We start from the raw sequence: 22,038 nt of genomic DNA on the forward strand, positions 1-22,038 counted from the left end.
TCATTTAAAAAAATAATCTAAATATGCGGATTCTCAAATCACGCAGATTAGGCTGGACAATTCCTATAAAGGTTACTGCATGACAATTGCTACCTCAACTAAACCTCAAATTAACTGGGTAAATACCCTATTCTTCATCGTTCTGCACATCGGTGCTTTATTTGCCTTTGTTCCTGGTAACTTTAGCTGGAAAGCCGTTGGTGTTGCACTATTCCTCTACTGGGTGAGTGGTGGTCTAGGTGTGACTCTGGGTTTTCACCGTCTCGTTACCCATCGCAGTTTTCAAACTCCTAGATGGTTGGAGTATTTTTTAGTTTTCTGTGGTACTCTTGCTTGTCAAGGTGGACCAATTGAGTGGATAGGAACACACCGCATTCACCATTTACATTCTGATACCGAGCAAGATCCCCATGATTCTAATAAGGGTTTTTGGTGGAGTCACATCGGTTGGTTAATTTTTCATTCTCCCTCACACGCTCAAATTCCTCGCTTTACAAAAGATATTGCGGAAGACCCAGTTTATCAGTTTTTACAAAAATATTTCATTCTCATCCAGGCTGCTTTGGGTGTAGTTTTACTACTCTTGGGTGGTTGGTCTTTTGTTATTTGGGGTATTTTTGCCCGCATCGTTTGGGTTTACCACTGCACTTGGTTGGTTAACAGCGCTACCCATAAATTTGGCTATCGCAGTCATGAATCTGGAGACAGATCCACTAATTGTTGGTGGGTTGCTCTGTTAGTATTTGGTGAAGGTTGGCATAACAATCACCATGCTTATCAATACTCTGCTCGTCATGGTTTGGAATGGTGGGAAATTGATGTAACTTGGATAACTATTCAATTACTCCAACTGTTCGGTTTAGCTACCAATATTAAACTGGCAGAGAAAAAAGCATAACGCATAATTTATGTCGAAAGTCAATAGTTTTATGACTTAATTTCGGTTATAAAACTGTTGGCTTTTTGTGTGTAACTAGGGCTTGCTGAATAAATCTCAAAACATTACAGGTAAACGATTTTAGCGATTTTGACTTTCAAAAAATGCAAGCTTTGATGAGGTGAGAACTGAAAAACCTTGCATTTAATTCCTGCTTCAAGGAAAAATAGTTCCCATCCAACTCTTGAAACTGTCACCTGTCACCTGTCACCTGTCACCTGTCTCCACGACAAGACTTTATCAGCAAACCCTAACTACAGCAATTCAAAATTCGAATCTTTGTTATCTTGAATTTTGAATTTTTATCTACCCTAAGTTGCTCTTAGGTTGCTATAATCTCAGAAATTAATGTTACAAAACTTTGCTGTAAACTCATTTTTATATTGAATTTGCAGCCCAGTCTGTTGTTTTTTAGGTATTCATGACTACATCACTGATCAAAGACCAGGAGAATTTCGTCTATGCAGACCTTAGTAAAGACGAAATCAAACTAAAACATATCATCAAAAGTTTACCCAAGGAGTGTTTTCAGAAAAATAGCCGCAAGGCATGGACAACAGTATTTTTAAGTTTGTCTATGGCCGCACTAGGCTATTATTTTTTGGCAATTTCGCCCTGGTTTCTTCTCCCCCTAGCATGGATTTTTACAGGAACTGCTTTAACAGGATTTTTTGTTATTGGTCATGACTGCGGACATCGTTCTTTTTCCAATAGTCGTTGGGTAAATGATGTTGTTGGTCATTTTTTCATGATGTTTTTAATTTACCCTTTTCACAGTTGGAGAATTAAACATAATCATCACCATAAACATACCAATAAACTTGATGAGGATAACGCCTGGCATCCCATCAGACCAGAAGTTTTTGAAGGTTGGGACACAACCAGACAGTCTGCTTTTCAATTATTTATGCAGAAGCGTTTGTGGTGGGTAGGTTCTATTGGACATTGGGCTGTTGTCCATTTTGATGCTCGCAAGTTCCAAGAAAAAGACCGAGCTAGTGTTAAATTATCTGTGGCTGTAGTTATCGCTTTTGCAGCTATTGTTTTCCCAACTTTAATTATTACAACTGGTGTTTGGGGCTTTATTAAATTCTGGTTTATTCCTTGGATGGTTTACCATTTCTGGATGAGTACCTTTACCATTGTTCACCACACAATTGCAGATGTTCCTTTCAAAACTGCTGATAAGTGGAATGAAGCTATGGCACAGTTATTTGGAACTATCCACTGTGATTATCCCCGCTGGGTAGAAGTGCTTTGTCACGATATTAATGTTCACGTTCCCCACCATATTTCTACTGCAATACCTTCTTATAATTTGCGGTTAGCTTACGACAGCATCAAGAAAAATTGGGGTGAGCATCTTCATGATGAACTAAAATTTTCTTGGGGTTTGATGAAGCAAATTACTAACGAATGTCAACTTTATCAAACTGACATTGGTTATACAACTTTTGATGAATATTACTCTCAGAAATAATTTTCTGATTTATAAAAAATGATTTAATCAAATCTCTTTTTAAATCATTTTTATTAATGTCTGCATCATTTGGTGGGAATTACCCACCTGACAATTTTATTCTTTCCCAAAATTACAAATTCCAGTGCAATTAGATTCAGTTCAATTCAATCAAAATTCTGTGCTTAAATCTGCTCAGGATGAAGAAAAACTTCCGTTTACTCTCGCAGATTTAAAAGCTGCTATTCCCGCTGAATGTTTTCAGCCTAATGTAGCTAAATCTCTCTATTACTTTTTCCGTGATGTTGCTATTGTTGCTGGTTTATATGCACTAGCAAATTATTTAGATTCTTGGTATTTCTGGCCAATTTTCTGGGTAATGCAAGGAACTATGTTTTGGGCTTTGTTTGTGGTTGGCCATGACTGCGGACACCAATCTTTTTCTAAGCATAAATGGTTAAATGATTTGGTTGGTCATCTTTCCCATATTCCCATTCTTGTGCCTTATCACGGTTGGAGAATTAGCCACAGAACTCACCACAAAAATACTGGCAGTATAGAAAATGATGAAAGCTGGTATCCTCTAAGCGAATCTCAATATCAAGAATTACCTTGGTTACAAAAAGTAATTCGCTATTATCTGTTTTTGCCACTAGCTTATCCCATCTATTTGTTTCAACGCACTCCTGGTAAAAGTGGTTCACATTTTGACCCCAGAAGTTCGCTGTTTAAACCTTCTGAAAAGTGGGATATTATCACTAGCACTACCCTATGGATTTGTATGGTAGGTTTGTTAGGTTTTCTTACTTACCAATGGGGTTGGATGTGGTTAATTAAATACTACGCTGGGCCTTACATTGTGTTTGTGATTTGGTTGGATTTGGTGACTTATTTACATCACACTGAACAGGAATTACCTTGGTATCGTGGTGATAATTGGACTTTTTTGAAAGGTGCAATTTCTACTATTGATAGAGATTATGGGATTTTTAACCATATCCATCATGATATCGGTACTCATGTTGCCCATCATATCTTTTTGAATATGCCTCACTATAATTTGTTGAAGGCGACGGAGGCAATTAAACCTGTGATGGGTGATTATTACTATAAGTCTGATGTTCCTATTTGGAAGGCATTATTGCATTCTGCAAAGGTTTGTCGTTTTGTTCCAGATGAAGGTGCAAAGGTTTATCACACTTATGAGCATGAGACTGTGAAATAATTTCTCGATTGTTTGATGTTGATTAAGTCCGCAAGTGCGGGCTTTTTTTTGTTTCACGCAGAGACGCAGATAGAAGCAATTCATGGCTTATTTTAGTTATTTATGTGTTTACTATTAATTATTTTTTGAGCGTAGTTAATATATTTTTGATAATCAATTATCTTTTCTTGTGCTGCGGCATAATTAGGATGAGATATTGGTACTGTTTTCAACATTTCTATGGTTTTTTGCCATTCTTTACCTACCTGATACCATTCTGATTTTGTGTTTGCAGTTCTCGTTAGTTGGGCAGCATTTTTCGCTAATTTAAGGGCTTTTTGAAAGTTATCGTCTGTTGTATTATGAGATGATTGGGAATGAGTAGATGGTTTTTTCGTACCTTTCATTTCTGTTAATCCCATACTACCGCGCAATCTATCCATCTCTACATCTACAGAATTATTATTATCATTTGTTAGGTTAGTTTGTGTGTTATTTAGTGAGGGTGAATTTTGTTCTTTGTTGGAATTTTCTAATGATACAAATAATAGCCTTCTTTTAAATAAGAAATCAATTTGGTAAAGTAAAGCTACAGTGATAATCCAAATACTTCCAAATATTACTGTGATGGTCTCTTGAAATTCCGTATAAAACTCAACTGATTGATAAAGGTTTAGATTAGAAATAGGAAAGAAGATTATTATAAATAAAAAAGATATGAGTGTTGATAAAACAATGGCCATCCAACCATACAAACCTTCCCATATACTAACTATTCCTGGCATGAATACCTGGGTCTTTCCTATTTCTGGGGCTTGAATACTAGGGAAAAATTTACCAATGATTACATGAAAGATGTGATGGGTAAAAGTGATCACAAAAATAGGAGATATAACTGCCAAGATTGAAAATATGATCAATAATTCTGGACTATTTGTAAAAGACGCGATTTTAAAGCCTAACTCCCCAGTATTTGTAAATACAAATGCAATAACTCTTAAAAATAACGCTATAAATAAGGCTTTTAACCAAGAATTAGGATATGGAAACCAGATAGGCCATCTGTATTTTTTTGGAGTTTGGTTACCCACTTTAGTAGTATTCAGTTTAGTCATATATAGCACTAAAGACACCATACCAAGACTAACATAGTTTATACAAGATGCAATGTAGTTGACAGTGATTTAAACTATTTACAAAAATCTCACCTATTTAAAACCTTCCATTCCCCTGAATAATATGCTTCACAGTGGTTAAGGTTTCCAAACTAATAAACCCTCTGCGGTGTCCTTTTTGATTAGACATTCCTAAAAATACCGCATCACCCCGTGAGGAATTACGGGCAAATCGGGGAGAAGCATTAATATAAGTAGATGCGCTATTTACCCCTAATGCAAATTGCCGACTTTCTTGATAGGAATCTGTAACAATAGAATCAGCATGACCGCTACTATATTGATTAATCCAGGCGATCGCATTATCTAAACTATCTACTAATTTAAAAGCTATAGTTTTGTTTAAGTATGGTGTTTCCCATTCTCCTTCTTTTGCTAATTGCAGTTGGGGAAAGGCTTCTACTAGTTCCGCATCTCCTTTGAGTTCAAAACCCTTCTCTGTTAAACTATTCCACAACACAGACAAGGAAGATGGTAAAGCTTGACGATGGATTAAAACTTTTTCAATGGCATTTACCGGATCTGGTTCACTTTCGTGGCTATCCAAAATCATCCACCTAACCATCTCTAAACTACCATTGAGCGACCAATAAAGATAACAATTTCCCATTGCAGACTTTAACACGGGACAGGTAGCCTGTCTAACTACCTGCTGAATTAAGCTAGAACGTCCATAGGGTATAACTAAACTTAAATATTGATCTTGGGTGACTAAATCCCGTAAAGAAGTACCATGTTCAGTGGTGACTAATTCTATACAACCTGTTGGTAAACCTACTTCATTAATAGCAGTTTGTAAAACTTCGGCAATGATAGCATTGGAATGACTCGCTTCTGCACTACCTTTGAGGATGACACTGTTACCAGTTTTCAAACAAAAACCCGCAGCGATCGCCCCTAACTCCGGAAACGCCTCATAAATAAATCCAATTACACCCAAAGGCATTAACTGGAGATAACTTTGAGAATCTTCCTGTTGATAATCAGCAATTCTCACCTTTCGCAAGGGATCTGATAATTCTCCCAAGCGTTGGAGAATCTCCACAGTATTTTCTAACCTAGAAGGTGTTAGCTTTAACCAATCTAAAATTAATTCTGGTACTGCCATTTCTCGACTAGCTTCCAGATCCAAGGTATTGGCTTCGAGAATATCGTCAAGAGAATTGTTAAGTGCTTCCGCCATTGCCAGCACAGCACGACTTCTATCTGCCCCTTTAGTAGTTCCTAACTTCAGGGAAGCTTGATAAGCGCGTTTGGCACTGTTCATTGGTTCGGGACAATCATCAAAAGCTTCAACAGTCATCCGATTTTAGATTTTAAATTTTGGTTTTACCCCACAGATAAATCTGGGGGTTTGAGGATTTTGGATTTTTCATTGGCATCATTGGCAATTGATTCCACTGATAAATCCAGGGTCTTGTACCATCTGGGAACTAAGGTTTATTTAGTTAACGTCTATAGGTTAACCAAACCATAATTGCTGGCAAAATAGCTAACACTACCGCTACTAACGCCCAAGCAATTATACTCGAACCATTTGCCAAGCGTAAGGCTAATGGCAACCATATAATCACTAGCACGAAAATGATCCCTAAAGCTATCGGTAAATAACTTTCTGCCAAGCGTGGCTGGATCAAGTTCCAATTTTTTCCTGTCCAACGCCAAGCCCGTTTATAAGGATAGGTGGTAGACAACTGTTCCAGTGCATAACCATCATCTTCGACGACGAAAATCTGCTGACAGAGATCGCAACCAAATGCTTCTGTCAGGGTTATGGGAACTAACCGTCCCCGACGACGACAAGGACAGATATAGTCAATATTTAAGTCTATTTTTTCGGGTTTTTGAGATGGCACAAGCAATCTAAATAACTTGAGCAAGTTTTTGTTAACAGTTGTGGGTGTGAGCGGAAATACCAAAAATTACTCTTGGGATTACCTATTTCAACAAGTTCGCTGAGTTGGTTAATTTTCCTTCTCATCTCATTTATGTTGAATCTCACCACACTTAGCATTATCTCTAGTATATTTCTGCAAGCATTGTAGCCGCTATTTTTAATTGGTCATTAGTCATTGGCAATGTTACAGCAGATTCGAGGTAAATGAGGTACAAACATTAATCTAAAAGTCCTTGCTAGTAAGCATTTTAGGGCTGAATGCTGACTGCTGCTGTAATATTGCTTCTGAATGGTAAGAATTAATTTCAGTTAATAAAAACTTCAGGTCTGTGAAAATACTTTTTCTTCACAGACCTGAAACTTAATATTCTTCTTATCCTCAGAGCGGGTGATGGGATTCGAACCCACGACATCAACCTTGGCAAGGTTGCGCTCTACCACTGAGCTACACCCGCAAACTCAACACAATATTCAATATCTCAGATTTCTTTAGGTTTGTCAACCCCTATTGGAAATTTTTTTGAAGGCAGGGGGTAATGGGGAGGATGAATAACCCAATTCCCAATGCCCAATACCCAATTTCTAAACTACTTCTGACTGCACAGAACTCTTGATTGATGCTGGTAGAGACTGAGCATTACTAGGATAAGATTCTGCCAGGTTAGAATTTAATTGACGCATGAGGCTGGCCATTTCTATGGCGTTCATCGCATAATCCCAGCCGTGGTTACTCTTGATTCCGGCTCTTTCCAGCGCTTGCTGCATGGTATCTGTGGTCAAAATTCCAAAAATTACGGGTACACCTGTTTGGAAACTGGCCGCTGCAATACCTTTGGCAACTTCAGCGGAAACATAATCAAAATGGGGTGTCTGTCCCTTGATGACCGCACCTAAACAAATTATGGCATCATAACGATGGGAGAGTGCCAATTGACGAGCTACTGTAGGAACTTCAAAACTACCGGGAACCCAAACATAATCTACTTGATCCCCTTGGGGATCAGGATCTATACCGTGACGTTTTAGGCAATCTTGACATCCTGCTACCAGCTTCATGGTAACTAAATCATTAAATCTACCAATCACCAAAGCAAACCGCAAAGGCTCTGTTTGGGTAAAAGTTCCCTCAAAAACTGCCATAACTGCCTCTTTTCACTATAACTTCTTAGCTAATCTTTTCTGGATGCAATATGGAAGAGCAGGAAAGCAATTATCAGGACGGAAACAATCACAAGGATATTTTTGCTTCTGAGTCCTGTTAACTTGATTATCCTGCTCCTCTGGTTTTTATGTTATGTGTTAGTGCCTGATTACAGCCGTACTCTAAACCACAAAAAAGTTTAATACACCAACTAAAAGCACTAGGACAATCCAAACTCCAGAACCAACCCAAAGCAATTTTTTGGATTCACCCCAGTTTTGAGGAGTTGCATAAGCAACAGGAACACCCACAACTAGAACAAAGGACATTAGAACTAGAGATACTAAAGCAGCTTGAAATACTATACTCATTTTTACTTTTCCCAACACGGCGAAATCGTTACTTTACCCAAGGCTGTCAATATTATGATCAACAGACTGGATTGATCATTAACCTATGTAAACTCACAGGTTCTCTTGATCAATTAATATTTTACGTCTGGTTTGTAACAGTTGCTCAATTTCAGTGATCAGAAGTCAGGGGAGAGTGGGAGGTTAATAAACTAATTACCAATTACTGATGACCGATGACCAATTACTAATTACCTATTACCTAACCTATGGATTTAATTCTTTGTCACACAACTGCTGATTTTGATGCTCTCGGTGCTGCTGTGGGGTTAAGTTGCCTCAAGCCAGGGAGTAAGATTGTTTTAACTGGGGGAGCGCATCCACCAGTACGGGATTTTTTGGCTTTGTATCGGGATGAGTTTCCTTTAATTGAAAGGCGCTCTGTCAGTCCTCAAACTATTCGCTCTTTAATGGTTGTAGATACTCAACAGCGCGATCGCCTGGGTAAAGCAGCTGAATGGTTTAATTTACCCAATGTGGAGGAAATCATAGTTTATGACCATCATTTACAGCAAAATAGTGATATTCCTACCACAAATTTATATATTGATCAGGTAGGTGCTACTACAACTTTAATGGTAGAAGAACTACAAAAACTTGGTATTTCTTTGACTTCTGCTCAAGCAACAGTAATGGCTTTGGGAATTCATGTTGATACTGGTTCTTTAACTTACAACCAATCTACTCCTAGAGATGCTTTAGCTTTGGCTTGGTTAATGCAGCAAGGGGCAAGTTTATCTGTAATTTCAACTTACCGTGATCCTGGTTTATCGCCCCAATTGCAACAATTATTAACTAAGGCATTGGACAGTTTAGAATATGTATGTCTGCGGGGATATACAATTGCTTGGGTGACTTTGAGAACGGATGAATTTGTCCCTGGTTTATCACATTTAGTTTCAGAGTTGGTTGAGTTAACAGAAATTGACGCAATTTTATTAGGTCATAAATACTGTTTAGAAAATGGAGAATTAAAGTTAACTGTAATTGGCAGAACCCAAATTCCTCAGACAAATCTGAATCTTTTATTCCAAGCTTTTGGTGGTGGTGGACATTCCCAAGCTGCATCTTTGAATATTCGTACTTCTGAACCACAATCAGTTTTACAAGAACTTTTATCAGGATTAAAATCACAAATTCCCCATCCTCCCACAGCTAGAGATATCATGTCATCTCCTGTGCGAACTATTCGCCCAGAAACAACTATTTCTGAAGCGCAGAGAATTTTATTACGGTATGGACATTCTGGTTTATCCGTGGTTAATGATCAAGGAAAATTAGTAGGGATCATTTCTCGACGTGATTTAGATATTGCTTTTCATCATGGTTTTAATCATGCCCCAGTTAAAGGGTATATGAAAACTAATTTAAAGACGATTACACCAGATACTACTTTACCACAAATCGAATCTTTAATAGTTACCTATGACATTGGACGTTTACCAGTTTTAGAAAATGATAATTTAGTTGGTATTGTAACAAGAACAGATGTTTTAAGGGAATTATATCAAGCTGATGTAGCAAATAAAAAAGGAGACAAGAAAGGTGAAAATAGAATTAATTTACCGCAATTACAAAATAAATTAACTCCCCAACTTTGGCAGTTATTAAAAATTGCATCTCAGGAAGCGGAAAAACGAGGTTGGCATCTTTATTTAGTTGGTGGTGCAGTGCGGGATTTAATCTTATCAGAAGCTGAAAATGGAACTTTAATGATTAATGATATTGATTTAGTTGTTGATGGTTTTCATCGAGCAGCAGATGTGGGTGCAGGTGTGGAATTAGCGAAAGCATTACAAGAAATTTATAAAAATGCTAGGTTGGAAATTCATGGTGCATTTCAAACTGCGGCTTTATTGTGGCATAAAGATTCAGAATTAGATTCTTTGTGGGTAGATATTGCCACTTCGAGAACTGAATTTTATCCTTATCCCGCAGCTAACCCAGAAGTGGAAGCTAGTTCTATTCGCCAAGATTTATATAGGAGAGATTTTACTATTAATGCAATGGCGTTAAGGTTAACTGTTCCGAGAAGTGGTGAATTGTTAGATTTTTTTGGTGGTTTTTTAGATTTACAAGCCAAGCAAATTAGAGTTTTACACGCTAATAGTTTTATTGAAGATCCGACGAGAATTTATCGCGGTGTCAGGTTTGCTGTGCGGTTTGGATTTACTTTTGAGGAGGAAACAGCAGAATCTATTAGTTATGCTATTAATAGCGGAGTTTATGAACGAACAACTCAGGAAAATATCAGGACTCCGGCTTTACAAACTCGGTTAAAAACGGAATTAAAATATATTTTAGAAGCACCATATTGGCAATCTGCTTTACAGTTATTAGATGAATTAGATGCTTTGCAATGTATTCATTATAGTTTAAAGTTAAATAAGGATATTTTGCGAAAATTACGTTTATTAGATATATGTTTACGCAGATTTGACAAACAACAAAGTTTAAATCATTGGCAAATGCGGTTAGAGTTATTAATTGCTCATTTAGCACCACAATATCGCGCTAAGGTAGCTAAGAATTTGCAATTAGCTGATGATAGTATTATGAGATTAAAGAAATTAGCTGATCGGCAAAATGAGGTAATTACATCATTGCCAAATTGTGATTTATCTAGTCAGGTTGTACATTTTTTGAAAAAATATGATTTACAAACTTTGATTTTAATTGCTTTACAAAGTCAGAGGGAAGTGAGAAATAAAATTTGGGTTTATTTAACTAGGTTAGCAAATGTACAACCTTTGTTAAATGGTAATGATTTAAAACAGTTGGGTTATAAACCTAGTCCTATTTTCAAGCAGATATTAGATGATTTATTAAAGGCTACTTTGGATGGGACGATTAAGGATAAGGATGAAGCAAGGGAGTTTTTAGCTAACAATTATCCTCAGTAGTCAAATACCCTCTAACCCTTTAATTCTGAAATTAGTTAATTCTTTATGTGCTTATCCAAAATATCATCATATCATTACATAATCCTGATAATTATATGTTACTTTTGTAGTTATATATATGAATAATTATTTTCTCTTTGCAAATGAATAGGGTGATAAACCGTTACTTTTCATTATTAATATGGGTAGCTTTTGTATTTAGCCTGACGATATTTCCCATTTATTCGACTTCTGTTTATTCTCCAAAAACAAGTTCTTTAACTACAGAAGTTCGTGGTGTTTGGCTAACTAATGTAGCTAGTGGTGTGCTGTTTGTACCATGGGGAGTTGAACGAGCAATTAGTCAATTAGCTGCTTTGAATTTTAATACTATTTATCCGGTGGTGTGGAATAGAGGTTTTACCTTTTATAAAAGTAATTTTGCCAAAAGGGTAACTGGTATTAAAACTCAGCCTTTTCTAGATTTTATGAATGGAGGAAATGATGTTTTAAATAGGATAGTTAGGTTAGCTAAAAATCATGAGATGAGTGTAATTCCTTGGTTTGAGTATGGATTTATGACTCCTCCTAATTCTGCATTGGCAAAGTTACATCCTGAATGGTTAACCAGTGGACAAAAAGGGATAAATTCTGTTAATGAAAATCTACCTGAAGAAATTAATAATAATGGTGTTTTTCATAAGCAGTTATGGTTAAATCCTTTGCATCCCCAAGTACAAGAATTTATTTTGGGGTTAATTTTAGAGGTGGTAAAAAATTATGATGTGGATGGTATTCAAGTTGATGATCATTTTGGAATGCCTGTACAATTTGGTTATGATACTTTTACGGTTAATCTATATCAAAAAGAACATTTAGGTAAAAATCCACCAGCTGATAATTTTAACGTGGAATGGATGCGATGGCGGGCAAATAAACTGACTGATTTTATGGTGAGAATTAATCAAACTGTAAAAAAAATTAAGCCTGATGCTAAAATTTCTCTTTCTCCTAATTCTCAGTATTTTTCCTATAAATACTATTTACAAGATTGGGAAAATTGGGTAAATAAAGAGTTAATAGATGAATTGATTTTACAGGTTTATCGAGATGATAAAAGATCATTTATTGCAGAGATTGAAAAACCTGCGGTAAAATTAGCTATGTCTAAAATTCCTGTGAGTATTGGTATTTCTACGGGAACTTTAGTTAGTCCTGTAGATATTGCAAGTATTCAAGAAAAGGTGCAACTTGTCAGAAAACATAAGTTTTTGGGAGTTTCTTTTTTCTATTGGGAAAGTTTGTGGGGTTATATTTCTCCCGAATCACCACAAAAAAGACGCAATGCTTTTTTAGAGATGTTTGCTAATAAAGCTGTGAAACCTGTGAAGTTGAAACTCATACAATCTGAATCTGTAAAAGCAAGAAAATATAATGCAATTAGTAACAAAAAAAGCTCAAAAAAATAACTTGATTAAAATTAAGCTTTTAATTTTTACATCACTTTGGAGTGTTTCTATTTTAGGTGCTTTTATTGTCAGTTTAGTAGTAGTGGAAATTGGTGAAAAACCTGATGTGGAAGTTTTAGAAGCTGCTATCGGTGCATTAGTGATTGCTCTTCCTCAATCTTATCTTCTCAGAGGTAAAATTTTACCTTTAAGTTGGATCGTCTCCACTATGCTAGGTTGGGTACTCATCACCGTTATGGGTGTAGGTGCAGTTGGTTGGTTTGTCTTATCCACAAAATTTTTATCCTTCCGCATTTTTTATGGAATTATTTCTGGAGGTATTGGCGGCTTAGTCATTGGCATGACACAATGGTGGTTAGCAATTCCCCCTTCAGTTTGCTGGGGATGGTGTTGGATGTTCTTGAGTTCCGCAATTTGGGCGATCGCACTCAGTTTTGGCTCGGTTATAGGTGTGATTTTTTACAATTCAACAAACTTGTTTTTAGGCGAAATTATTGGTTTAGCTTTTACATGGCTGGTATTTAGCATCCTCACAGGCATCAGTGCTTACAAATTATTTAAGTAATATAAATTGTTCACCGAATGAAAATAATAATTGATTGTTGGTAAAATATATTAAGAATTGTAATAATTATGAAAAGATTTTCAGTTTATAATTCAGAATATGCAAAAATCTTAAAACATTCTTGATAAGAACTTCAGTATTTTACTACAAAAGCGAGATATATTATTTTTACTTGCAACCAACATAAAAGCTAAATTTACTCTCATAAACTAGCCGAAATTGCGGCGAAAAAATAGATATATATGTGTGTTAAATCTGAGCAAAACTTAGCTTCCAAAGCTAAGAAAAATTTGTCACCACAATTAATATCGAGAGAGTTGGATTAAACCAGCAATAAAAATCATCAATATACAAATTATATCTCATGAAAAGCATGAAAATGAATCCAGTTAAATTATCCAAATTATCAAAATCAGTATCCCCAAAAATACAGAAAATACCACAATTTTTTTTCGGTACAGAACCAGATGAAAACAGCAGTAGTGAGCAATTTCTCCTGAGTATGTATGATTCTGTGCAGACATCAATATTTATTGTGGATGTTTTAGAAGATGGTGATTTTTGTTATTTAGCTATTAACCCTACCCATGAAAGATGGTTAGGTATTTCTTCAGAAGAATTGCGAGGTAAAAAACCAGAAGATATACTTCCCCCTGTAGATGCGGCAAAAGTGCGTCACCATTACAGTGAATGTGTGCAGTTTGGGAAAACAATTTCCTATAAACAATGTTTGCAATTCCAAGGTGTAAATACTTGCTGGAGTACAACTTTAACACCATTAAAAAATACAGAATTTAGAATTTACAGATTAATTGGTACTAGCACTAATATCACACACTCGAAGTTAGCAGAACCAGTAGAATTACAAAAGCAGGTTCAATATTTAAAAGAACAAATAGAACTACAAAAGCAACATTATACATTACAGTTACAGCAAATAAAACAATCTCATGATTTAGTCAGAAGAATTACAGAACAAATTCGTGATCAGGTAGATATTAATCAATTGTTGCAAACAACTGTTGATGAATTATCAAATTTATTAAATCTAGAACGATGTCAAATCGAACTTTATAATCATAATCAAACTTTAGCTACAGTTAGCTATGAATATAATCCTCAATTATTTTATTCCCAGGAATCCACTAGACAGGTTGCAGAATTTCCAGAAATTTATCAAGCACTATTACAAAAACAGCCATTACAATCAGTGGAAATTGTACCTAGAAATAATTTACAAATACAAATTATTTCCCAACTAGGTTATCCCATTTTTGATGCACAGGGAAGTTTAGGTAATATTTGGTTAATTAAATCTACAGAGGAAAAGTTTAATGATTTAGAAGTTTCTTTAGTTCAGGAAGTAGCTAATGAATTTGCGATCGCCATTAGACAGTCCCAACTTCAGGAAAAAACCAAATCACAACTCAAAGAATTAGAAAAAAGAGAAAGACGGAAAAATGAGTTTTTAAAAACCCTTTCTCAAGAACTGCGAACTCCAGTTACTAATATTAATCTTGCTGCTCAAACGCTAGAAAACCTACTCACATCATCAGGTATTCTGGATCTAGAATTAGTACCCCAACTTTTACAGATTTTACAGAACGAATGTGGAAGAGAAAGTAAATTAATTAATGATTTGCTGACATTGACATATTTAAAAATTGAACCAGAACCACCAACATTAATCCCAATTGACTTAAAAAATTGGCTAACTTCTATTGTCGAGTCTTTTCGGGATGTAGCATATTTTCAAAAGCAAAATTTAAGTTTAAATATTCCTACAAAACTACCAGATTTAGAAACTGATATTACTGATTTTGAGCGCATTTTCAGTGAATTAATTAATCATGCTTGTCAGTGTACTCCCCCTGGTAAATCAATTACTTTGTCTGTTACATCAGTTGAAAAAGAGGTGAAGTTACAACTCAGTTACACAGGTGTAGAAATTCCCCACCATGAACTAGGACAAGTTTTTCAACCATTTTACCGCTTTACTAAAAACGAACCTTGGAAAAATAGCGATTCTGGATTAGAGTTAGCTTTGGTTAAGGAAATGGTAAACAGATTAAATGGGAAAATTGTGGTTCAATGTATTGATCAAAAAATCACTTTTACTATTACATTCCCAAAAGATGTTTAAAAACCGTAGCTATATAAAGTGATAGGTTTGGATTTGAGGTGGAAATATTTTGTTGCTAATTTTCAACTCCAGCAGAAGCATCACCCCAGTTTTACAGTCAATTAGAAAAGCAATTAAATGGTGCTAATCTTCAGAAGTATACTGAGTTTAGTAGAGACAAAAAACCAAGCAACGACAATCTCACAACTACTTTTAATGTTATCCACCTATTTCTAAATTTCTGAAAATTAAATCTTCTCTTGCTGAAAATCCATCTACATATTCTATTGGTAAATGGGTAATTACATAAAATACTTTACCCTTTTCTGCTCCAATATAAATATCACCAACAATATCTTTACCTTTACTAAAAGCAATCTTTTCTTTTACCCAGGGATAGGTTAATTTATTATTACGATTTACTATTTTCCATTTATTACTAGCAATTAAACCATTCTCACCATTAATAAAATTTTTGACTGCTTCTATATTTTGTAATTGCTCTGGAAAGACGATTTTAAGATAAGCATCTTCATTTTTCACCCCCCCAAAGTTAACAATAAATTTCACTTCTTTTTGCTGTGCTGAAGTTTCAGTTGCTACTACAAAATCTTCTGGGGGAAAGTAGGTACTGAATAAATTTTTGTCTTCGTATAATTTCAAGTCAATAGAATTTTTTTCCCCTTCCACAAGGATTGTAGCTGTTTTACTAGGAGGTTTTTGTGATGATTTGCTATCAATAACTACTGTTTTATCTTCAGTAATTACTCTATTGTCTGACGTAGCTTTTTGTTGAGATTCAGAATTACAAGCAGTAACAGAAATTAGTAAAGTGACAACTGATATTAATTTGATAAATTGAATATTCATGTTTTGGTAGACGTATTATTTTTTTACTACAATTTTTCTCTGTTTAACACAAAAGTGTTATGCGATTAACCATCAAGATGATTTACTTTTACTGATTTTATAAAGTGAACATTCTCTACACTAATTTATGACAAAAAAAGTGATTAAACTCCCTGATAAATATGATTATAATCACAATTTTCTATGATTAAGATCCTCCTACAATAATTGGCATATTGGCATAATTAGGAATATCTAAACTCTAGCCGAGTCATTAATAGGGAACACAACTAACGGCCGACAGCCTACTGTCGGTTTTTTGTTATTTAAAAAATTATTCAATTCACAATTAGTATCTACACATAAGATATCCCCACAACTTATTAATAACTTGACATATATTTTGCCATAGCCACTACTAAGCGTGGGGAAATTATGATCAAATGAAGAATCTTATCGGTAGTATTAAGTGAATTATCTGCCTCTAGGGCGATCGCTAATTTTTCACTTTAGTTTGCTGTAATTCTACTAATCGAATTACCACAAATCTCAGATTAAGACATCGCTTGAATGATGTAATTAAAGTAAGGTGCTGCTGCTGCTGCATCTTCTGCACCTAGTAAATCCAAAGATGCTTGTTTGAGACAGTTGATAGCTTCAACCATACCAGGAACAGGAACACCCAGGGAGTTGTACATTTCCCGCACACCTATCAAACCGATTTTTTCGATAGGGCCTTTGTCACCAGCAAGTACGCCATAGGTAATCAGGCGCAGGTACCAGCCAAAGTCACGGATACATAAAGCACGTTGTTTATCTCCGTAAGCATTACCGCCAGGGGCAATAAAATCAGGGCGCTTTTGCCACAGTTTTTTGGTTGCTTCCTGAACAATCTTTTTTTCATTTTCGGATAGGGTAGCAGCGATTCTAGTCCGCTGTTCACCAGTTTTCAGAAATTCTTTGATACTTTTGAGTTCACCACTGCTAGGGTAACGCAGTTCGTCATCAGCTTGGAGAATAACTTGGCTAATTACAGTCATGATTATGGCAGTCAAATGAAATATTATTATTTGCTAGTTTACCTATTTCGCGGTACAGAAGTGAAGGGTATGGGAAAATGGGAGTTGGTAATAGGTGATTGGTAATAGGTGATTGGTGATTGGTAGTTAGTAAAAATTAATATTTTTTAACTTTTATCAATTCTCCATTCGAGCTTTTCCGTTACTAATGACTAATGACTAATATACTAAGTGCGGGTGGGAAATACACTTTTGTTAAATTACGAAAAACCCAGATGTGTAAGGGTTTATCACTGCTAAACCCCTACCTGCAAAATCAAACTATTAAGCCGTTTTCAGTATAACTAATGACTAACACAGCTTGGCGACAGGGTGAAACAATAGAAGTAGAGATTTCCGATTTAAGCGACACTGGGGATGGTGTAGGACGCTTTGATCAGCGTGTGGTTTTTGTTCCTGATACAGTTCCTGGCGATCGCATCCTGGTTAGACTTCTACACGTTAAACCCAAATATGCTCATGCCACCCTTAAACAAATTCTCATAGAATCGCCCCAACGCATCCGCCCTAGCTGCATAGTCGCTGATAAATGTGGTGGTTGTCAGTGGCAGCACATAAATTATAATTATCAACTCCAAGCTAAACAGAATCAAGTAATTCAAGCTTTAGAAAGAATTGGCGGTTTTAATCATCCACCAGTAGATCCAGTCTTAACAACCACTTCATCCTTGGGTTATCGCAATAAAGTCACCTATCCTCTAGGAATCTCAGCTACAGGACAGATTCAAGCTGGTTACTACCAAAAAGGTAGTCATCACATCATTAACCTCAATCAATGTCCTATTCAAGATCAACGCTTAAACCCTTTATTAGCTGAAATTAAACAGGATATTAAACAGCAAGGTTGGTCAATTTATGATGAAAACCGCCACCAAGGAGAAATTCGCCATCTGAGTTTACGTATTGGCCGCCGTACAGGACAAATTCTCCTCACCTTAGTAGTCAAAAACGGAAAATTGCCAGGAATTGAAAACCAGGCACAACAGTGGTTACAGCGTTATCCCCAGCTAGTAGGAGTTTGCCTAAATCGCAATAGCGATCGCACAAATGCTATATTTGGGAAAGAAACAACCTGTATCACTGGAATTCCTTACCTGACAGAACAATTTGCAGGACTAGAATTTCAAATCCGTCCAGATACATTTTTTCAAGTGTATACAGAAACGGCTGAAGCACTTTTACAAGTCATTCAGACAGAACTCAATTTACAAGGTAATGAAACCATACTTGATGCCTATTGTGGCATTGGCACTTTAACCTTACCCCTAGCCAAACAATCCCAAAAAATAGTCGGCTTAGAAGTTCAATCAGCCGCAGTAGAACAAGCTATTTTAAACGCCCAGAATAACGGAATCAACAATGTTAAGTTTCTTGTAGGAGCAGTAGAAAAAATTCTTCCCAGTCTAGACATTGTACCAGATATTGTATTACTTGATCCGCCCAGGAAAGGATGTGACACTAATGTCATCAAATCCTTACTTGACCGGAAACCTCACCGCATCGTTTACGTCAGCTGTAAAGTAGCCACCCTAGCCCGTGACTTAAAAATGCTGTGTGAACAAGGGTCATACCAGTTGACAAAAGTACAACCAGCAGACTTTTTCCCCCAAACATCTCACGTTGAAACCGTGGCATTTTTAGAAAGATGACCAAATCACTAGATACTCATGAATTCTCATCAAAAGATTAAATCATCAAAAATTTAGTAGTCTAGTGAATAGTAATAATGCTACTATCGGAATAGCATAGAAATTAAAAATTCTTTTAAAGCGATTAAATCAGCATGGACTTTGAATCCAAAAAGGTGAATCAAATGGCGTAAATTATTAAGAGGCTGAAAAAATAAATGCTGATCTACTGAATCAAAGTAGTAAATAGTAATAGATAACTTGTTAACTGTAAATTAGCAAAAAAATTACTAAAGCCAAATTATAACTAAGCAAATGTCACTTACACTCAAGTCAATGCTCCCCAGCATTTTCAAAAATTAGTTTTACAGACGCAAGTTTTAAGACAAAATGACCACCTAAATTTTCATCAGATTATTAAGGTGTTTGTAACAGCGAACAAATGTCTAGCTAACTAAAAGCTACGGGGTTTCTCTTGTGATTACCATTTCTCTACGTCCAGTCGGACGCTCTTGGGGTACTATTAGTTTTGCCTCGACTCTTTATTTGTGTCCAATATTAGACTTATTATTGGCAGAAGTTCCTGCCAAATTACAAGCAGAACTGCGGTTAGGACTTCAAGAAGCCCTAGTTAACGCAGCTAAACACGGTAATAATCTTGATCCAAGTAAATTAGTAGTAGTTCGTTTTTCCCTTATAGATAATCAATATTGGTGGGTTATTTCAGATCAAGGTAGTGGTTTTACTCCCTATTGTGACTCTGAGAATGACCCCACAGACTACTTACCACCAGATGAATCAGAAAATGGTAGAGGTATGACTCTACTACATCAAATATTTGATCAAGTAGAGTGGAATCGCAAAGGCACAGAATTAAGACTTTGTAAACAACTAGAAACTAGGCGGTTACTATCTTTACTGAGATAAAGGAATAAGATGCAGGGCGTAGTGGAAGAATATTTTCCCCATCTCCCCATCTCTTAACTTTTACCGTGAGTAGGACAGGGAGGGGCAGAAACAGACTTATTTAACCAGCCCACAGCCTGTTCTAACCTGACTTGAGCCTCTTGAGGTTCATTTTTAGCCAAAAACACCATCGCAGCCGCCACAAGCTCACTAGCGCGGGCATTGCGGTTAGACTTGAGACGATGCCAATCACAGGAAGAAATTGTTAATCTTTCCATCAAGGCTTGGGCAAGTTCTAAAGTAGTGACATCATGTAAGGGGCTGATTTGAGACATAAGACTAAGTAGAGAATTCAAAGTAACAGTTATGATTTAATCATCATAACCAATTAGCAGTAACCAATGACCCAACCAGAAGAAAAGCAGCAGTCAGAATTTGAACAGGAACTGGAAGAAGTAGAAACTTCCCTGGGACTGTTAAAAGAAAGATATGCCCAAGTGCAGCGAGATCAAAAGCAAAAGGCACAATGGCAACAAGAAATCAAAAATATTCAACAAAATAAGTATAAGACACCAGAAATAAAAACTGAATTAGAACGGCTAGAAAAAGAATTAGAATTGTTAGAGATTAATCTAGAAAGTCAGTTATTTTCTTGGAAAAGTCTGAACAGACCCTTTTGGCAAGCTGTCCGCTTCGGTGGCTTGGGCATTCTGATGGGTTGGTTATTAAAATCTTCAATTGGGTAATTGATAATTGGTGGTTGGTGATGGAGTGATTTGATTAATTTCTCTAACTCCCCAACTCTCCAACTTCTATCACCTATTTTGTTAGAATTAGTGTTATGTATAGTTAAAAAAATCAAAATTGTAGAAAATGATTAAAAACCGCATTGCCGAAATATTAAAAACAGGTCAACCGGAAGAAAGCTTAACAGTTAAAGGTTGGGTCAGAACAAAACGTGAATTAAAAGGATTTGCGTTTTTAGAAATTAACGATGGTTCTAGTTTAGCTAACTTACAGATAGTTATTAATCAAGATTTACCAGATTACGAAGCAATATTAAAACAGATAAATACAGGCGCTTCCGTAGAAGTAAATGGAACATTAGTTGCATCTCAAGGAAAAGGACAAAGAGTAGAACTAAAAGCAGAAGCAGTAAAAGTTTACGGAGACGCTAATCCTGAAACCTATCCTCTGCAAAAGAAACGTCATTCCTTTGAGTTTTTAAGAACCATTGCCCATTTACGAGGTAGAACTAACTCCTTTGGTGCAGTATTTCGGGTGAGAAATGCTTGCGCTACTGCCATTCATCAATTTTTCCAACAACGGGGTTTTATGTGGGTACATACTCCCATAATTACCGCCAGTGACTGTGAAGGTGCAGGAGAATTATTTAGTGTTACCAATTTAGATTTAAAAAAAGTTCCGCGTACAGAAAATCAAGAAATTGATTATAGTCAAGACTTCTTTAGTAAACCTGCTTATTTAACAGTAAGTGGACAACTAGAAGCCGAAATTATGGCGATGGCATTTAGTAACGTTTACACCTTTGGGCCTACTTTTCGGGCTGAAAATTCTAACACTTCACGTCATTTAGCCGAATTTTGGATGGTTGAACCAGAGATGGCCTTCTGTGACTTAGAAGGAGATATGGACTTAGCAGAAGAGTTTCTCAAACATATCTTTAAATATGTGATGGAAACCTGCCCAGAAGACATGGAATTTTTCAATCAAAGAATTGATAAAACCGTCTTAGAAACCGCAGATAATATTATTAATAATCAATTTGAACGTTTAACTTATACCGATGCAGTCAAACTGTTAGAAAAAGCAGATGTGAAATTTGATTATCCCGTAAGTTGGGGTGCAGATTTACAATCAGAACATGAACGTTATTTAGCCGAACAATTGTTTAAAAAACCTGTCATTGTTACAGATTATCCTACCCAAATTAAAGCCTTTTATATGCGGTTGAACGATGATGAAAAAACCGTCCGAGCAATGGATATTCTTGCCCCAAAAATAGGCGAAATCATTGGTGGTTCGCAACGGGAAGAAAGATTAGATATCTTAGAAAAACGGATATTAGCCCAAGGGATGAAATTAGAAGACTTATGGTGGTATTTGGATTTACGTCGTTATGGTACAGTTCCCCATGCTGGTTTTGGTTTGGGGTTTGAAAGATTGGTACAGTTTATGACAGGTATGGGGAATATTCGGGATGTAATTCCTTTCCCTCGTACACCCCAAAATGCGGAGTTTTAATAGTTAGTTGTATTTCAGATTATTTTTGATTTCAGATACCCAACATGGAA

Annotated in this window: 19 protein-coding genes and 1 tRNA gene; 11 read left to right on the forward strand and 9 right to left on the reverse strand. The window is 36.1% G+C overall.

The annotated features are described in order from the left end of the window. The first annotated feature begins 79 nt into the window (after window positions 1-79). The 3 genes from WJM97_RS21130 to WJM97_RS21140 all read left to right on the forward strand — a co-directional run bounded on the left by WJM97_RS21130 (window position 80) and on the right by WJM97_RS21140 (window position 3,621). A complete protein-coding gene (locus tag WJM97_RS21130) occupies window positions 80-898 on the forward strand; it encodes an acyl-CoA desaturase (protein WP_353930724.1) in 819 nt (272 codons plus the stop codon). A gap of 460 nt (window positions 899-1,358) precedes the next feature. Then, complete coding sequence (locus tag WJM97_RS21135) at window positions 1,359-2,417, forward strand: fatty acid desaturase (protein WP_353930725.1); 1,059 nt, start codon at window positions 1,359-1,361, stop codon at window positions 2,415-2,417. Between the two features lie 124 nt (window positions 2,418-2,541). Beyond that, the gene (locus WJM97_RS21140; protein WP_353930726.1) at window positions 2,542-3,621 is read left to right on the forward strand and encodes a DUF3474 domain-containing protein; all 1,080 of its coding nucleotides are present in this window, start codon (window positions 2,542-2,544) and stop codon (window positions 3,619-3,621) included. 92 nt (window positions 3,622-3,713) lie between these two features. Here WJM97_RS21140 and WJM97_RS21145 read toward each other — a convergent pair whose 3' ends face one another. The 6 genes from WJM97_RS21145 to psbZ all read right to left on the reverse strand — a co-directional run bounded on the left by WJM97_RS21145 (window position 3,714) and on the right by psbZ (window position 8,184). Then, a complete protein-coding gene (locus WJM97_RS21145; protein WP_353930727.1) occupies window positions 3,714-4,715 on the reverse strand; it encodes a hypothetical protein in 1,002 nt (333 codons plus the stop codon). Window positions 4,716-4,812: 97 nt separating this feature from the next. Next, window positions 4,813-6,078, reverse strand: a complete 1,266-nt coding sequence (locus tag WJM97_RS21150) for a glutamate-5-semialdehyde dehydrogenase (protein WP_353930728.1) — start codon at window positions 6,076-6,078, stop codon at window positions 4,813-4,815. A 145-nt stretch (window positions 6,079-6,223) separates the two neighbouring features. After that, complete coding sequence (locus WJM97_RS21155) at window positions 6,224-6,631, reverse strand: hypothetical protein (RefSeq protein WP_353930729.1); 408 nt, start codon at window positions 6,629-6,631, stop codon at window positions 6,224-6,226. Window positions 6,632-7,055: 424 nt separating this feature from the next. Beyond that, window positions 7,056-7,127: transfer RNA gene (locus WJM97_RS21160), tRNA-Gly, on the reverse strand. A 127-nt stretch (window positions 7,128-7,254) separates the two neighbouring features. Continuing rightward, a complete protein-coding gene (ribH, locus tag WJM97_RS21165) occupies window positions 7,255-7,812 on the reverse strand; it encodes a 6,7-dimethyl-8-ribityllumazine synthase (RefSeq protein ID WP_353930730.1) in 558 nt (185 codons plus the stop codon). Window positions 7,813-7,995: 183 nt separating this feature from the next. Then, the gene (psbZ, locus tag WJM97_RS21170) at window positions 7,996-8,184 is read right to left on the reverse strand and encodes a photosystem II reaction center protein PsbZ (protein ID WP_353930731.1); all 189 of its coding nucleotides are present in this window, start codon (window positions 8,182-8,184) and stop codon (window positions 7,996-7,998) included. A 248-nt stretch (window positions 8,185-8,432) separates the two neighbouring features. On the opposite strand from psbZ, the gene WJM97_RS21175 reads away from it, so the two are divergent. The 4 genes from WJM97_RS21175 to WJM97_RS21190 all read left to right on the forward strand — a co-directional run bounded on the left by WJM97_RS21175 (window position 8,433) and on the right by WJM97_RS21190 (window position 15,282). Then, on the forward strand, window positions 8,433-11,126 hold the full coding sequence (locus tag WJM97_RS21175; RefSeq protein WP_353930732.1) for a CBS domain-containing protein: 2,694 nt from the start codon (window positions 8,433-8,435) through the stop codon (window positions 11,124-11,126). A gap of 143 nt (window positions 11,127-11,269) precedes the next feature. Further along, window positions 11,270-12,574 (forward strand): glycoside hydrolase family 10 protein, encoded by a 1,305-nt coding sequence (locus tag WJM97_RS21180; protein WP_353930733.1) that lies wholly within the window; start codon window positions 11,270-11,272, stop codon window positions 12,572-12,574. Further along, window positions 12,540-13,139, forward strand: a complete 600-nt coding sequence (locus tag WJM97_RS21185) for a hypothetical protein (RefSeq protein WP_353930734.1) — start codon at window positions 12,540-12,542, stop codon at window positions 13,137-13,139. The genes WJM97_RS21180 and WJM97_RS21185 overlap by 35 nt, the downstream gene beginning before the upstream one ends. A 379-nt stretch (window positions 13,140-13,518) precedes the next feature. Next, the gene (locus WJM97_RS21190; protein ID WP_353930735.1) at window positions 13,519-15,282 is read left to right on the forward strand and encodes an ATP-binding protein; all 1,764 of its coding nucleotides are present in this window, start codon (window positions 13,519-13,521) and stop codon (window positions 15,280-15,282) included. A gap of 198 nt (window positions 15,283-15,480) precedes the next feature. Here WJM97_RS21190 and WJM97_RS21195 read toward each other — a convergent pair whose 3' ends face one another. After that, complete coding sequence (locus tag WJM97_RS21195; RefSeq protein ID WP_353930736.1) at window positions 15,481-16,131, reverse strand: hypothetical protein; 651 nt, start codon at window positions 16,129-16,131, stop codon at window positions 15,481-15,483. A 533-nt stretch (window positions 16,132-16,664) separates the two neighbouring features. Beyond that, on the reverse strand, window positions 16,665-17,150 hold the full coding sequence (gene apcD, locus WJM97_RS21200) for an allophycocyanin subunit alpha-B (protein ID WP_353930737.1): 486 nt from the start codon (window positions 17,148-17,150) through the stop codon (window positions 16,665-16,667). A gap of 326 nt (window positions 17,151-17,476) precedes the next feature. Between apcD and rlmD the strand changes: the two genes are divergently transcribed. Continuing rightward, on the forward strand, window positions 17,477-18,838 hold the full coding sequence (rlmD, locus tag WJM97_RS21205) for a 23S rRNA (uracil(1939)-C(5))-methyltransferase RlmD (protein WP_353930738.1): 1,362 nt from the start codon (window positions 17,477-17,479) through the stop codon (window positions 18,836-18,838). Window positions 18,839-19,294: 456 nt separating this feature from the next. Beyond that, on the forward strand, window positions 19,295-19,744 hold the full coding sequence (locus WJM97_RS21210; protein WP_353930739.1) for an anti-sigma regulatory factor: 450 nt from the start codon (window positions 19,295-19,297) through the stop codon (window positions 19,742-19,744). A 53-nt stretch (window positions 19,745-19,797) separates the two neighbouring features. On the opposite strand, the gene WJM97_RS21215 is transcribed toward WJM97_RS21210, so the two are convergent. Further along, on the reverse strand, window positions 19,798-20,058 hold the full coding sequence (locus WJM97_RS21215) for a DUF6439 family protein (protein ID WP_353930740.1): 261 nt from the start codon (window positions 20,056-20,058) through the stop codon (window positions 19,798-19,800). A 66-nt stretch (window positions 20,059-20,124) separates the two neighbouring features. Between WJM97_RS21215 and WJM97_RS21220 the strand changes: the two genes are divergently transcribed. Next, on the forward strand, window positions 20,125-20,469 hold the full coding sequence (locus WJM97_RS21220) for a hypothetical protein (RefSeq protein ID WP_353930741.1): 345 nt from the start codon (window positions 20,125-20,127) through the stop codon (window positions 20,467-20,469). Between the two features lie 127 nt (window positions 20,470-20,596). Continuing rightward, a complete protein-coding gene (asnS, locus tag WJM97_RS21225; protein ID WP_353930742.1) occupies window positions 20,597-21,988 on the forward strand; it encodes an asparagine--tRNA ligase in 1,392 nt (463 codons plus the stop codon). Window positions 21,989-22,038 lie beyond the last annotated feature (50 nt).

Origin of the sequence: Okeanomitos corallinicola TIOX110, from assembly GCF_038050375.1 — a bacterium.
GTDB lineage: Bacteria > Cyanobacteriota > Cyanobacteriia > Cyanobacteriales > Nostocaceae > Okeanomitos > Okeanomitos corallinicola.